Below are 15,513 nucleotides of genomic sequence, written 5' to 3'. Positions count from 1 at the left end.
ATTTTTCCTATTTAATTTTGACTAGTAGATTATTTTTATCAATTGCTGATTGTTCTTCATGAATTTTAAAAATTAAGTCATTATGAAGTTCAATCGAATGAGAAAATGGTGTAAAACAATAAATATTATCGACAATACTTGATATTTGAATATCTAGCGTTCCCTGAAGATATTCAGAAACATCCAATTCAAATGCAGTAACATCAATAATTTGATCTACAATTATTCTTTTATTGAGTTTGATGGTCAGATGATATTTAACACCACTTTCTGGTGTAATATCGCTTTCATACCATCCAATAAGTTCTCCTGATGTTTGTTGAAGTCGATTTCTCGATGACCATTTGATGTAGAGTTGGTCGGTACTAAGTTTATCGGGAAAATAAAAATTATTTATCGTAATATTTGCAGGAGGATAAGGTTTTGCAGCTCGACCTTGAATATTAATCATTGCACCTGTCGCTAATGAAGGATCTAATGAATCAGTAGAAGTATTTGTAATAATTCGGCAATCAACTTTATCACCTTGATAATATTCATCACTTTTTAATGATAATTGTCCCCCACAAAAATAGACTTTACTCCCTTTTTCATGTTTTTCTGGTAATGTGTCAAGACACCCTCTTTTGACGGTCAGCTGATTGTTAGAAAAAGATTGAACATATAAAATTTCGTTTCCAATCAAGATCCAGTTATAGTCTTGTTCTGGTGGATTAAAGTTGAGTGTAATAATTGATGTAACTTGATCAAGTTCATGCTCTATTAATCTCATTTCACAATCTATGATATTTTCTGGATTCTCAAAAGTATTCGAAAGAGATGTAACCAACTCACTATGAAAAGTCCCCTCTGGTGGCGATGCAATTGTTGCAGCTATTTGACCGATCGACTTATCATCTTGAATCATAAAATCAACTTCTCTTTGCCCGTAATTATAAACCAGTTCATAATAGGGACATTCCATAATAGCGTAATGTTTAGCTGGTTTAGCTAAATTTATATCGGTTGTGGGTATAATGACGGGTTGATTACTTACCACTGTCGATGATGGCAATGAAAACACATCTCTCATGCATTCAACGGTAACTTGATTACTTTTCTGAGTACCGTAATCAAGTGAAGTTACACGCATTACGGCTCTATTTAGCCCTAGCTGTGGCATATCCAATACAAAAACATCACCACGATTAAGCATTCTTCCGTCTAAATTAAGGGTTAATGAAACAGAAGCTAAATCTGAAGATAATGCGGCTAAATCACGAAGTGCTAGTCTAGAAGCTAATGAACGATTGTAAACCATATCATAAGTAACAGTCGTATTATTTTCACGTCCAGCCATCAAAATTAAAGCATCATCCCGAACAGTCACCGAACCTTGTTTATAGTCATTTGTTCTGTCTATAAAATTGACGGTAACCGAGTTAATCATCTCAGTGATGATATTTTTTTTAATATCGGAAATTTTGACTATATTCGTTTTATCAAAAAGAGGTAATTTTTCAATATGGTAGTCATTTCGAATTACTTTTATTTCAAATTGATTTGTTTTAGCATTTTGATATAAAACACAGTTTGCAGTATTTTCAATATTTTTCTTCAAATCTTCAAACTTACTTTGATCATTCCATATATAAGAAAGACCAAGTTTTTCTCGATAAAAGAGATCAGCAGCTTGTCTAAATGAATCTTCGTTAATGCTGTTCTTGATTAGGCTCGAATTAAAACCATTTTGCTGATTAAGTACTAATTCTCTTAGTATGTGGGCGGGATTCATATCTGCATTGAGATTATTGATTGCATTCATGATGGTATCATAAATAATGTTCGAATCGGTTCCCTTTATTACTGGTATCCCATCTTCTGGCGTATTATCAATTTTTGAACTTAATGATTTATTGGTATTATCAACATTGATACAAAATATTTTGACATCATGTTCATCTTGTTCATTAAATTGCCCTTTTTTATCAATCATATTATGAATTTCTTCATTTTTGATATGGTCAGCATTTTCTAATTCACCATCACTAACAAAAATACAACATCGATTCATTGTTTGATTGAATGTGTCTTTAAAGAAATTTATAGAATGAGATAACACATTTTCAAGATTTTCTCCGCCAACAATTTTTAAATTATCAATAAAAGATAAAAGACCTACAATATCGTTTTGAGAAACTTTTCTAACTAGTTTTGTTTGTGGATTTCCGCCTTGATAAGTGGTTATCAGAATATCTAATCTTAATGTCATCAAATCGATTGAAGTTGAAAGATTTTGTATAGCACGTTTCATCGCTGATTTAAGTGCTTGGATTCGCCCTCCACTCATACTCATTGAAGTATCCAATATAAAATGGATAGCTGTATTTGCACTTCCATTTTCAGTTTTTATCTCTGCTTTACTGTCATACCATTGTCGTGTTTTTTTGGAGTCTTGATAATGAATCCGCTGAACAACTGCCGAAATATCTTTCATATAAGGGTTATTTCCCCAATAAAATTGTCGGAATACAAGACCCGCGACATGACGATAAGCCGGTACAATAGCTGATAATTTACTTGCCAAATAACTATTTCGATTATGTTGATGATGACCTGAATACACATCAACTGTACCTGATACACCACCTTCCCTTTTGTCACCACCGAATAATCCTTGTTTATTTATGGCTATTTGTCCATCTTGCACAGCACCTCGCCATGCTGTCCTGTCTGCTACGCTAATATTAGTCAATTTATCGATAGTGCCTTGACACAAAACCATACTGACTCCAGCGTAATATTTATAACCTACAGTTTGCTTTTTCTTACTTCCGCCCATGTTCTACGCTCCGCATGTTCTATAACTTGATTTGCCATTGCATCATTGGTTGATTTTAAAATTTCAGCATCTATTCCTTCTTTCAAAAATTGGTTCCAATCGAGTCCATGACGTTTAAAAAACTCCCGTCCACCACGACTACATTGTTTTACTGCAATCATATCGTCTCTGGTTACAATTATTTTCATTATTTTTTGCCACCTTTTTTTCTAATAGCTGACGTTTTTTTATCTCCAATCCAGGTATAAATTGGATTGGTTATCTTAACGGTACCAAATACAATGGGTATTCCCGTTCCTTCTGTTGAAGTTCCCGTTTTAAATTCATCAGCTTCTATTTTTTGTTGATTTGCTTTGCCCTTTGAAGACACCATCCCAACGACCATTCCAACAACAACAGCAACTAATGCAGAAATTAAAAAAAACATATTTCGCTCCTAAACAATTGAATTACCGTTATTTAACGGTTCTAAAGGTAAATAAGGAAATCCACCATAATTGATGGTGTTATTGAATGAATGACAAGAATTTAGGGTTCTTAAACAACCTTTGTACAGCGTAATTTGTAATATCCCTTTATTTAAATTGTCCAACAATTGCTGATTTTTTCTGATTAGGACTATTGATGATTGATTATGTTCTTTAATAAACGTCTGTTCGCCTTCAGGCGTCCTTAAAATACCTGCCGTGAAATAACCATTTTCAATTTCACGTTCAAATTCAACCGTGACGATATCATTTTCATAAGCTAACACAGTGCCTTTTACCTTAAAATCCTCTCTATTTAGACCACAATGTTCGCCATAAAGAGAATAACGACAATTACGCTGAATTTTTTCATTTACACCAGTTTGCCCTGAGCGTGTAATCAATAATTCAAATGTCATCACCATCTCTTTTTCTGATGTTGATGTCTGAGTTAAACGCCCACTCCATGACATCGTAGTCATATTTTTTTTATCGAGAATATAGATATCAACAAGTAAATGCTTCGTGATATCCGGGTTTATCCATGATTTCACGACTTCATTAGTAATTGGCATGGTTATATCAATTTTATTTTTGGAAATAGCGGCATCCCGTTTTATCGCTGTGCGATTGATGGACTCTTTTTTATATGTCTGATTATCAATATTTAGTTCACGCATACCATTGGTATAACGATATGTATTGATTCCATCATTAAAAACATATAATTCAGCTTGTTTAAAAATATTGATCATCGAAAACCTCGATTATTGGAATGTTAGATTGAGCTTGTAAATAGGTATCGTATTCAATTTGTATATCATCGGTGTCAAAACGACATAACATTAAGTGACTAATTTTTGTTATAGGCTTAGTGATAACTTGATCAATCGTTAATTGAATACTTTTACCCGTATTTTTAATATTGATAATTTTCACATACGAAACACTATCTGGATGAAATAATGCTAAATATTTGAATGATGGGTTAAATGATTGATTTTCTATATAAATCTTATCGCCTAATATATGTGTTTTAACAAGATTTTCATCGTTATCACATAACCAAAATGCGTTAAGTTTTCCTTCGATTCGATAAATAAATTTTTTAAAAGCCTGGATTTCTTTCAGTCCATCAAGGTAAAAAGTCAAAGATCGAGACAGCTTTGAATATTGCCAATTCTCAATTCGGGTAATTTTACCTAGATCATAATCAACAATTTCAATATCTTTTTGAATTGTTGATTCATTCACTCCATAACAATTATGCAATACTTCTAATCCAAGATACTTGATACCATAATTAGCGCCGCTGCTAAAATTCAATTCATGACTTAGCTCAACACTAATATCTATTTGACTTTCATACCCTGAAGTCGTGTATTTAGTATTAGTAAGATAACATGGCATTAATGGAAGAATATACGCTGCTTTATAATGATAATTTATCGGTTTTATATTGACCTGCTTTTCAACAGGAACTCTTTTTTTTAGTTCAAACACTAATTTGGTTTTTTTGGGTTCTATGAAAACAAATTCTAATGGCTTTTGTTTTGGTAATTGTAGCCATTCATTTACTTCACTATGTTCAGCATTCTGATAAATCAAAAACTTATCACCCACTTTTTGATTTAAGATATTAGGTATAGTTTTCTGACCTAATTCTAGTTCCCCAAGATATATTCCTGACAACCAATCTGGTATCAACCATATCTCAGTAAAATTATTTCTGAGTGAATTTAAATAATAGTTACGATTATGAATATGAGTTAAAAATGAGTATTCATAAGAAACTCGTGGTAAAGCACGTAAACCTATTCTGTGCTCTCTACCGTTTTTTGTTTCGATGATATCAGTTAGCCAGGAAAATGTTTCTTTAGCCCCTTTTATGGGTTGTTCTGTAATGATATTTGACATGTTGGCCTTCTTTAAAATAAGAATTAAGCAATTTTTGATATGTTGACAATGGTGAAAGGCTAGCTAAATGCGCTTTTGTTAATTTGTTCTTGAATGTTTATAAAGAAAAAGCGCCAATTGAGGCGCTTAATTTTATTAGTTACTCAAGTTTTAAATCCACTTTGATCTTATAACTATATCATTTGGGATTTTCAATTTTGATGCAATTTGGTCTTACTTAGACATTTTAATTAACAAGCTTTCACTATTGTTGCTAGTTCATCACCATTTTCTCGATTTATTTGCATTATTCGCTTGACACCTTCTTGAGTAGATAACCATTGCTGTGCACTGTCATTGTCATTGACTAAAGCAATATTAATGATTGGGGCAATAGTTTGTAAGCTACTTTCAGCTTTTTCAGATGTTGAACTTTGATTTGTAATTTGAGGAACTTGTATGCTACTCATATCTCCACGTTGTAAGGCTTCAAGGTTATTAACCCCTATTCGTTGCGTTGCTGACGCATTCATCACAAATTCTTGACCATGTACTAGACCTGCTACCTGAGTTCGTGCCAGGTTCCCCGTATAACCACCTTTCATAAAGCCTGTTGATTGAGATCGAATGGCTGCGACATTCGCCATACCGGAAGTAATAGCCGCCGCCGCAGCTGCTGCACCCAGAGCCGGGCCTATATAAGGAATACCTGCCATAGATGCATAGGCAGCATTAGCAGATTGATAAGTATTTACAATGGCCTGTGCAATCGCTGCTGCTTTACCAACTTTAGCCATCGTAGCATTATTTGAACTTTGTAATTTTGCCACATTGCCAAAAAATTTATCTGCCTGACTTAAAATAACATCATTTTGTTTGGCCCAAACTTGTGCTCTTAATGATGCGGCAACCGACTGATCAAGATTGAATTTTTCTGTAAGAACATTTATTTGATCATACATCGATTGATATTGTTCAATCTGCAAACTTAATAAGCTCCAAGAGTTTTCGAACATTCCTGTAAATGGACTTCGACTATCTGTGTTCAACACGTTGATTATTTCATTATCATCTAATTCGGACAGACTTAAAGCATTAACCAAATCACCAAAATCTTGTTGCTTTTGTTTTTTTGAATTGTTCTCTAAGCCGTCTTTAATCGCAAGTATTCTCAAATACTCCTGATTCAATTCGATTGTTTTTCTTAATTCAGCATTTTGCTGTTGATTTAATATTAAACCTTTATTCATCAGATCTAGGGTGATACGATTAAATTCATTTTCTATAGCCCTTTCTTGAGAAGAGAGTTTCATCAGTTCCCATGTTCGCCCTAACTCTTTATTATAATTACCAAGTGGATCTATTGATTCATCATATTGCTGATTCAATAATGTCATATAGTCATTGTACTCATTTTGACTAATTGCTGCTTTTTGATAGATGCCTGCCAATTCTGATTGTTTTTTGTTGAATTCGCTTAGTTTATCATTTATTGGATTTAACGAACTTAGTAAAAGTTGTTCATCTGGAGTTATTAATGTGTTATCTGTATTTTTAGCTGTTGATTGATGTTGTGCTATCCCAGTATTTTTTGTTTTTGTCGTCAATGTATTGAAATTTTCATTTGGATTCTTCAATACTTTTGTACGATTTATTACAACCTCAAAGCTTTTTAATATTTCGTTACTTAAGTTTTTAATACTATCTTCAGCTTTCTTAAACGGATCTGTATTCCAACTATTTTTTAACAATGTTTTTAATTTGTTTAAATTTATTCTTGCTGAAACTGAAGCACTATCGATACCTTTTAGCTTTGTTTTGATTGAGGAAGGAATATTCTCTGAAAACTGTAATGTTTCAATTGCCATATAAACCCCTTTTTTGCCTGAATATAATCAAATTGAGGTACAATATTTATTAACTAATAAGTCTGTCTCTCATGTTGATATATTTTTAAAGCGCTGATTTAAATTATTTATAGGTAAACTTTTTACAAAATAGTAGTAGTTATACAAGTTCATTTTAGCCTTATATAACCACTCTATTTTCAATAAAAAATTTAATGAACTAAGCTTAATAAAGATGAATAATCATCTACTTTTAAAAAATGTTACTTAGTTTTTTGATTTAAAAGCCCGATTAACATATTTTAAATTTACCTTATCCATTTCACGTATTAGATAAACAAAATCATTCGTATCTTCATTATCTAATTGATAAAACCGAGCGTATTCAATGATTGCTAACCATGAAATAGGTGTTGGGCCCATTGAATGTGAACGTGTCGTATCTAAATCGAGAAAAGCTTGATAGTAAAATTCAAGATGTTCGTCAAGTTCGGGTTTATTTTTGATTTTATCTGGAAGTGCTTGTCCCATTTGTTGAGACATTCTGATGATATCTTCGTCCTTTCCATTCATATCAAGTTGATATTCAAGGACTTCAATTAGTTTTTTATATCTTTTTCCAGCTCAACCGTTTTAAATAAATCAATATCACTTGCTTGTGCAATTAAATCATTAAATAAATCAGGCAATTGAGTTAAAAGTTTGATGGCATTTTCAGAAGTGAACGGTATAATTTTATTGTCACGTCCTTGTATGTTTTCCCAGCCTCTTAGTACACCACCAACAAAAGCTTGCATCGAAATTTCAATGACTTTATCTTCTGGCAAAGAATCTAACTGTATTTGTCTTTTGTATTGTTTAGTTAGTTTTTTGATTAACATCGAGTATTTAGAATTTACGCCTCCCATTCGGGCTAAATAGAACGTTGGAATTGTTCCATCTTTATTGGCTCCATAAGTCACTGGAACCCCATCTTTTTCTTTATTTCTATCTGTTTCAAATTGTTCAAATAAACTCATTTTCTTCTCCTAAAAAGCACAATTATGATTAATATAATTAAACGTTAACATATGGCATTGCTGAATCAGGAAGGTATTCAAATGTTTGATACATCATTGTGTAACCATGTTTGTTTTCCGCCCCTGTTTTCTCAAGTGGTATCGTAATTTTCTGATCTTTTTCTATATTAGGCATACCACCACTTAATGCTAATAAAGGAATGTCAAAAATGACACCTGAATTTTCCGCAGCTAAAATTGTCGAAAAGCCAACATCTGCGTTGTTTCGAATCGCTTCTATCGCATCAACCGAAGAAAAGTATGCGGTAATTGATCCGGTTACACTAAAATTACCAACAGATACATCAAAGCTTCCTAAAATTCCAAGTCCTTTAACTCCTGTAACACCATTAGAAATAGCTAAACTGGAATCAGTAACATAAGCAAATAAAGCACTTGGTGTTGAACTTTTCGTATCATTGATACTTAATTTTTGTCGATAAATATTAGAAGTTGCGTTAAAAGGTGATGATTTATCACATTCTAAACGTTCACCTATAATTCGATCCTTCCCTTTTTTCGTGAAAGAATTACATCCAACATAATTCAAATCTGCAGTAACATATTGCGCTGAACCCATATTAATGGTTAATTCATTTGCAACTGCCCCATTTACGTATTGGGCTTGAATTTCGTTATTAACTGAACCGAGTGTTCGTTCAAAACAATAGGTTTTTTTAACAATTTTATTTTGTTCTTTTTCATTTTTAATTACCGTTCCAAAATAGATTTCTAATTTAATATTAGCACCGGTATCATTTTCAGGCACAAAGTCGGTATCATCAAAAGTTATTGTTTTCGCAGTAATTTCGGTTATTCTTGCCCAACCTCTATTTTTTGGAAAATAAGAGTCCGATGCATCACCACCAACCCAAATCCATTCACCTTCAATTAATCCGAGCTTAGTTAAATCAGTCGAAGTAGAAACTAATTTAGGTAATGTTCCTTTTTTAACTTCCATTGAACAACTACCAGAGCTGAATTTAAAACCTACAGCAGAAATTTTTGCGCTAGCTGGCGGATTCAATTCTTCTATTTGTGGTGTACTTGAGTTAGTTGAAATATTGTTATCAGAGCAAGAAGATACAATTTTTAAACCATTGTTTGCAAAATTGCTAAACCCTGAAGCATGAATAATCGTGCCGGTCAGTAATTTTTGCGGTAATTTATGACTATCTGGAAAATTATAACCTTTTGATACACTCTTAATAGGTAATGTTTTACCGCTAAGTGATTGAGTTGTAAATTTTTCTCTTGCTTCTGCAAACATGAAGCCTCGCATTAGCCATGGAAAAATATTTTTAGTCATATCAAGGCTAAAACCTGCTGAAGCATCAATATCAACAATTTTACCCTTTTGATTTTGTCGTGAAGGATTGATCGTTTCTCGCTGTAGTAAGGTTGTAGAACCGCCGAAATCACTATAGCTATTTACTTCGATACCATGCCAAACAGGATTGCTAGGAAGTATTTTTAAATCATCTTCTTCTGCGATGTATAAACTTGTAACATTACTGTCAATTGTTTTTGTTGTATTCATATTATTTCCTAATTAATTAAATGTTTTAGTTGTATTTGCAAAATAACAATTGAAAATATTGCTATTTTGCGGTGGTTGATTATCAGAATTTCTAAATAAATCGTTAGAATTGAGGCTATCAATTCATCTAATATACTGATGAGATTTCTGATTTAATTTTTTGAGATTGTATTATTAGAAAGTTATTGAGAGTTTGAATAAACTCACGATGGAGATGATGTTTAAGGTTTAAATCTAAAAATTGAAAACGTTACTTATGTTAACTTAAAAAGTTGTAAGAAAAGATATAACATCTTTTTTATACTGATGACACTGTTAGTAAGATAAAATTAATTATTTGTTTACGTTTTTTGAAAACCTCCTTTTTAAATAATTTGGCATTGATCATATAAAAAATAAATCTGAAATATTTTATAAACTATCAATTTCATTTCTATCAACTAAAAAACGGGAAATTATTATTTTAGTAACCCATTAATGTTTTCGAGAAATAAAAAAGCCCCACTATTTATAGCGGGGCTTTAAATAAAATTATCTTAGTTTAGGTTAATTATACACCAAAAATGTACGGTGTCAATTAATCAAGCTAAATTATCGGTTTTATTTAATTAAAAATACATATGTCTCATTAAAATAAAATAGATAACTATATGATTATAAATATATTAAATTAATAAAATAATTTTTTAAACATAAGTTCAATTTTCGTTTATGCTAAAAATAAATTGCCGATAAAGCTCACTTTAATAATTTTTAATGATTCAACTTAAAGTTCTAACTTTCGAATCAGAATTGATAAAAAAGATGGATGCTTTTACAGTTAGATATGGATGACTTAATAAATAATGTTTTTTTGAACGTTTATAAATTTGCTTGATTCTTATGATGGTGGCCCCTACTGGACTTGAACCAGTGACCAATCGATTATGAGTCGACTGCTCTGACCAACTGAGCTAAGGGGCCTTTAGTGATGTGCTACTAAGTTAGTAGGGTTGCGATTATAATAGACTTAAATCGATTTTGCTATAGTTAAATGCATAAATTAAGTCGGTTTGCTTATTTCTTAATCTTTAATCTATTGGATACTTTGGATTTTAATAACTGATATTTTTAAACCCATTAACCTGTTACAATGTTTTAGGTTATAATTAATGTTCTGTTGTTCTAATGGCTGAGGAAATATTATGTCTTGCAAAAAATTATTATTAGTTAGTTTAACAGTGTCTACAGCGTTATTTTTAAATGCATGTAGTAATTCTCAATATGAGCTTACCCAAGCTGGGCGTCAAGTTCAGTTTGTTGATACTAAACCAACGGCTAATTGTCAACTGTTAGGTAAAGCAGAAGGACGTCGTGGAACATTTTTTTCTGGTACAAAAACACATAGCGAACTGATACGTGATGCTGCATCTGATTTGATGAACAAAGCTGCCGCTATGGGGGGAAATGTGATATATGATGCTCAAGATGCATCATTACAATATATTTCAGATGTTGCACCAACTGATGCGATTATGGTTGGTGATGTTTATCGTTGTAATTAAGATTGATTAAAAGGGGAAGTACTCCCCTTTTTTATTCACAAAATAAATTTTAATTATCCATTTTGAGCTTCAAATTGTTTCATAAACTCAATTAAGTAATTCACACCTTCAATATCCATCGCATTATAAATTGATGCTCGCATTCCACCGGCAATACGATGCCCTTTTATACCAATAATATTGGCTTGCGTTGCTTCACTGACAAACTTTTTATCTAACTCTTCATTGGGTGATAAAAACGTTACATTCATGATGGATCGATTATTTTTAGCCACAGTGTTTCGATAAAAGTCTGACTGATCAATAAATTGATAAAGTTGTTGCGCTTTAGTATGATTGCGTTTTGCCATCGCTTCTAATCCGCCAAGTTTTTTAATCCATTTAAAAACTAGACCTGACATATACCAAGCAAAGGTTGGCGGAGTATTAAACATAGAATCGTAATCGTTCAACACTTTATAGTCTAAAACGGAAGGCAGAATAGATTTAGCATGACCAAGAAGATCTTCTCGGACAATAACAATGGTAATACCTGAAGGACCTATATTTTTTTGGGCACCTGCATAAATGATACCATAACGGCTAACATCAATAGGTTGAGATAGAATACAAGAAGAAAAATCAGCCACTACAATTTTATCGCCAAAATTAGGTTCTTCAAATATTTCGATACCATCAATGGTTTCATTTGGGCAATAATGGACATAAGCCGAATCACTATTTAAATGCCAATCAGACATAGGTTTAACCGATGTGATACCTGCCTGTTTAATAACAATATTTTGTTCGATAACATTGCAATATTTTTTTGCTTCTTTAGCTGCACATTCACTCCAATATCCACTATTGATGTAATCAGCACTGGTTTTATTCCCTAAAATGTTTAAAGGAACAGCTGCAAATTGTGCGCGAGCCCCACCCTGACAAAATAATATTTTATAATTATTGGGTACTTTTAAAATATCACGCAGATCATTGGTTGCTTCAATCGCACATTGATCAAACTCTTTGCCTCGATGACTTAATTCCATCACCGAAGCGCCCGTATTTTGCCAATTTAATAATTCAGCCTGTGCTTGTTGTAAAACATCAGCAGGTATTTTAGCCGGACCTGCACTAAAGTTATAACTCTTACTCATTGCAATTCACTTTAATCCTTCAAAAAATAGACATACATTTTTACACTGTCTGGCAAGATATACAATCAGATTTTTATCAAGATTTTTTGAATAATTGCCGTCAAATTTGTTTTGTATATTTGATAAGATTATTGAGTAATAAAAACAGTGATAATATAAAAAGCCAGCAAAATACTGGCTAAACAGGTGAGATGAACAATTAAATTGCTAATTGTCGTTTAGCATTTTCAATCGCCATTTTTACTTGGTCTGGTGATACGCCCCCTTTTGCACAACGTTTGGCAAGACAAGATGCCAAAGACAAAATTGGGTAAACATCATTGTCGATTACCGAACTAAACGCTTTTAGTTCTTCTAATGAGAGTTCTTCTAAAGCTTTTTGTTTAGCGATAGCACCGACCACGGCCTCACCCACAATATGATGGGCTTCACGAAATGGTATACCTTTAGCAACTAAATAATCTGCCAGTTCAGTCGCATTTGAATAACCTTGTTTGGCGGCTTCTCGACATCTATCGTTATTAATTTTGATATCTTCCAATACTAAAGCGGCCATATCTAAGCATTCAAGCCATGTATCTAGAGCATCAAACAGATGTTCTTTATCTTCTTGTAGATCTTTATTATAAGCAAGCGGTAATCCTTTAAAAGTGACCATTGCACCAGTTAAAGCCCCCACAACTCGCCCGACTTTTCCTCGAATTAACTCTAAAGCATCCGGATTTTTCTTTTGAGGCATCAATGAAGAACCCGATGTAACACGATCAGACAATTCAACAAAATTAGCTTCACCGCTATTAAAAATAATCAAATCTTCTGCAAAACGTGATAGATGTACCATACCAATTGAAGCGTTATTTAATAATTCCAGAATATGGTCACGGTCAGAAACAGCGTCTAAACTGTTATTTGTTGCTTGAGCAAACCCTAACCAGCTTGCAAGCTCCTCCCGATCCATTGGATAAGCGGTACCGGCTAGTGCCCCACTACCTAATGGACTCACATCCAAACGTGTTAACGTATCTTGTAAACGGCTTACATCACGCGTTAACATCTCATAATAAGCAAGGCACCAATGCGCAAATGTAATGGGTTGTGCTCGTTGTAAATGGGTGTAACCTGGCATCACAGTCTCTTGATGCTTATCAGCCGTATTAACTAAAGATTGTCTTAAGTGATTAATGGCTGAAATCAACTGTTGAATTTCAGATTTGCACCATAATTTTAAATCAGTAGTGGATTGGTCATTACGACTTCGTCCTGTGTGTAATTTTTTACCAAGATCACCCACTTTTTCAATTAATTTTTGTTCGACCCAACTGTGAATATCTTCAGCATCACTTTCTAAAATTTGATGAGGATTGTGTTGAACACTGACTAATAATTCATTTAAGGCTTTTTCGAGTTTTTTTTGCTCATCATAGGATAAGACACTAACCGTGACTAATGCTTTAGACCAAGCTATAGATCCAATAATATCTTGCTCAGCAAGACGATAATCAAAGCGCAAAGAATCATTAAAATGTTTAAAACGTTGATCTGCTGCTTGGCTAAAACGCCCACCCCATAATGCCATACCTACCTCAAATATTTATTAATCAATTTTAATTGCTAAACAATCTGAATTTATTGTTCTTATTTTGAATAAAATAGCTAACAGACTATAAAAGAGATATATACAGGACATAGCCTATATATATCTTTTATCTCACTTATCTAGATCAATATCAAAAAATTACTTTTCCGATTTTTTTGTTGTTTTAGATTTAGTTACTTCTTTGGTTGCTGCTTTAGCTTTACTCTCCGTTTTTACCTTTTTTGGTGAATCAGATGTTTTTGTAGCAGCTTTAGCTTTTTTAGCTGGCTGTTTTTTCTTCTCTTCATTCAATGCTCGAATGCGTGAAGATAAAGAAAATAATCGAATAAAACCACCAGCATGGCTGTGATCATAAACCTCATCTTCGCCGAATGTAGCAAACTCTTCGCTATATAAGCTATTCGGTGATTTTTTCTGCACTGCGGTAGCACTGCCTTTATAAAGCTTCACCACAACTTCACCTGTCATATCCTCAGCTAACACATCGGCTGCTGCTTGAATAGAGCGACGATAAGGGGCAAACCAACGACCATCATAAACAACATAAGCCATTTCAAGACCTAACTGCTCACGCCATTTGAAACTATCACGATCTAAAATCAACTGCTCAAGCCCTCGCAAAGCGGTCATCATAATGGTACCACCAGGCGTTTCATAACAACCACGTGATTTGATTCCTACTAAACGATTTTCAATAATATCGACCCGACCTACTCCATGTTTAGCACCAATTTTATTCAATGTGGCAACACAGTTGTAAGGCGAAAGTTTTTTACCATTAACTGAAACTACCTCACCTTTTTCAATACCAATAGTCACAAGTTCAGGTTTATTTGGTGCATCTTCAGGAGAAACCGTCCAAGCCCAACAATCTGCGTTTGCTTGATTCCAAGTACTTTCAAGAACGCCACCTTCGGTTGAGATATGCCATGCATTTTCATCACGGCTGTAAATTTTTTCGACCGTTGCGGTTGTTGGTATTTTTCTTACTTTTAAATAATCAATTAAGGCTTCACGTGAGCGTAAATCCCACTCACGCCAAGGTGCTATCACTTTTAATTGGGGAGCAAGCGCTGTATAAGTTGTTTCAAAACGGACTTGGTCATTACCTTTGCCTGTCGCACCATGGCAAAGCGTATCGGCGCCAACTTCTATCGCATATTCGACTTGTGCTTTAGCAATAATTGGACGTGCCATTGATGTACCAAGATAATAAGTTCCTTCGTATAAAGCACCGGTTTTTAAGACTGGGTAAACATAATCTTTAACAAATTCTTCTCGTAAATCGACCACTTTACATGCTACAGCGCCAGAAGCTTTGGCTTTCTTTTCTACATCTTTCAATTCTTTTGGATCTTGACCGACATTAGCCACTAACGCATAAACTTCACATCCACCATAATTTTCTTTTAACCAAGGAATAATAGCGGATGTATCTAAACCACCTGAATAGGCTAAAACGACCTTTTTTGTGCTACTTTTTTTCATGTTATACCCTTTCTTAATGAACGACGATCGACGAATAAGTTAAAAAATCTTGAAACCTACATCACTTTTTTTCTTAAAACAGTTATAATGATAACCGATGTAATATAATATTTGAT

General features: G+C 33.3%; 12 protein-coding genes, 1 tRNA gene and 1 pseudogene. 1 reads left to right on the top strand and 13 read right to left on the bottom strand.

Annotation, left to right across the window (positions count from 1 at the left end):
* Window positions 1-7: 7 nt before the first annotated feature.
* The 10 genes from GYM75_RS05445 to GYM75_RS05400 form a co-directional block, all read right to left on the bottom strand.
* Window positions 8-2,821: a phage tail protein gene (locus GYM75_RS05445; protein WP_220217145.1), complete on the bottom strand. Its 2,814-nt coding sequence runs from the start codon at window positions 2,819-2,821 to the stop codon at window positions 8-10.
* Entirely contained in the window at window positions 2,791-3,009 is a 219-nt protein-coding gene (locus tag GYM75_RS05440) for a hypothetical protein (RefSeq protein ID WP_220217144.1), read from the bottom strand. The genes GYM75_RS05445 and GYM75_RS05440 overlap by 31 nt, the downstream gene beginning before the upstream one ends.
* Entirely contained in the window at window positions 3,009-3,248 is a 240-nt protein-coding gene (locus GYM75_RS05435; protein ID WP_065557716.1) for a hypothetical protein, read from the bottom strand. The genes GYM75_RS05440 and GYM75_RS05435 overlap by 1 nt, the downstream gene beginning before the upstream one ends.
* Window positions 3,249-3,257: 9 nt before the next feature.
* Complete coding sequence (locus tag GYM75_RS05430) at window positions 3,258-4,043, bottom strand: phage BR0599 family protein (protein WP_220217143.1); 786 nt, start codon at window positions 4,041-4,043, stop codon at window positions 3,258-3,260.
* The gene (locus GYM75_RS05425; RefSeq protein ID WP_220217142.1) at window positions 4,027-5,205 is read right to left on the bottom strand and encodes a hypothetical protein; all 1,179 of its coding nucleotides are present in this window, start codon (window positions 5,203-5,205) and stop codon (window positions 4,027-4,029) included. Before GYM75_RS05425 ends, GYM75_RS05430 begins: the two co-directional genes overlap by 17 nt.
* Window positions 5,206-5,435: 230 nt before the next feature.
* On the bottom strand, window positions 5,436-7,052 hold the full coding sequence (locus GYM75_RS05420) for a hypothetical protein (RefSeq protein WP_220217141.1): 1,617 nt from the start codon (window positions 7,050-7,052) through the stop codon (window positions 5,436-5,438).
* A gap of 246 nt (window positions 7,053-7,298) precedes the next feature.
* The gene (locus GYM75_RS05415) at window positions 7,299-7,604 is read right to left on the bottom strand and encodes a hypothetical protein (RefSeq protein WP_220217140.1); all 306 of its coding nucleotides are present in this window, start codon (window positions 7,602-7,604) and stop codon (window positions 7,299-7,301) included.
* A gap of 26 nt (window positions 7,605-7,630) precedes the next feature.
* Window positions 7,631-8,050, bottom strand: a complete 420-nt coding sequence (locus GYM75_RS05410) for a hypothetical protein (RefSeq protein ID WP_065557711.1) — start codon at window positions 8,048-8,050, stop codon at window positions 7,631-7,633.
* 37 nt (window positions 8,051-8,087) lie between these two features.
* Window positions 8,088-9,629 (bottom strand): phage tail tube protein, encoded by a 1,542-nt coding sequence (locus tag GYM75_RS05405; RefSeq protein WP_220217139.1) that lies wholly within the window; start codon window positions 9,627-9,629, stop codon window positions 8,088-8,090.
* Window positions 9,630-10,515: 886 nt separating this feature from the next.
* A tRNA-Ile gene (locus GYM75_RS05400) sits at window positions 10,516-10,592 on the bottom strand.
* Window positions 10,593-10,813: 221 nt separating this feature from the next.
* Between GYM75_RS05400 and GYM75_RS05395 the strand changes: the two genes are divergently transcribed.
* On the top strand, window positions 10,814-11,173 hold the full coding sequence (locus tag GYM75_RS05395) for a DUF4156 domain-containing protein (protein ID WP_220217138.1): 360 nt from the start codon (window positions 10,814-10,816) through the stop codon (window positions 11,171-11,173).
* 53 nt (window positions 11,174-11,226) lie between these two features.
* Here GYM75_RS05395 and serC read toward each other — a convergent pair whose 3' ends face one another.
* The 3 genes and pseudogenes from serC to GYM75_RS05380 form a co-directional block, all read right to left on the bottom strand.
* On the bottom strand, window positions 11,227-12,312 hold the full coding sequence (serC, locus tag GYM75_RS05390; protein ID WP_220217137.1) for a 3-phosphoserine/phosphohydroxythreonine transaminase: 1,086 nt from the start codon (window positions 12,310-12,312) through the stop codon (window positions 11,227-11,229).
* 199 nt (window positions 12,313-12,511) lie between these two features.
* A complete protein-coding gene (argH, locus tag GYM75_RS05385; RefSeq protein WP_220217136.1) occupies window positions 12,512-13,888 on the bottom strand; it encodes an argininosuccinate lyase in 1,377 nt (458 codons plus the stop codon).
* Window positions 13,889-14,179: 291 nt separating this feature from the next.
* A pseudogene (locus GYM75_RS05380) lies at window positions 14,180-15,397 on the bottom strand (argininosuccinate synthase); the annotation flags it as partial.
* Window positions 15,398-15,513 lie beyond the last annotated feature (116 nt).

Source organism: Gilliamella sp. ESL0441, assembly GCF_019469185.1.
Taxonomy (GTDB): domain Bacteria; phylum Pseudomonadota; class Gammaproteobacteria; order Enterobacterales; family Orbaceae; genus Gilliamella.
This window is presented reverse-complemented; position numbering and strand designations above follow the sequence as displayed.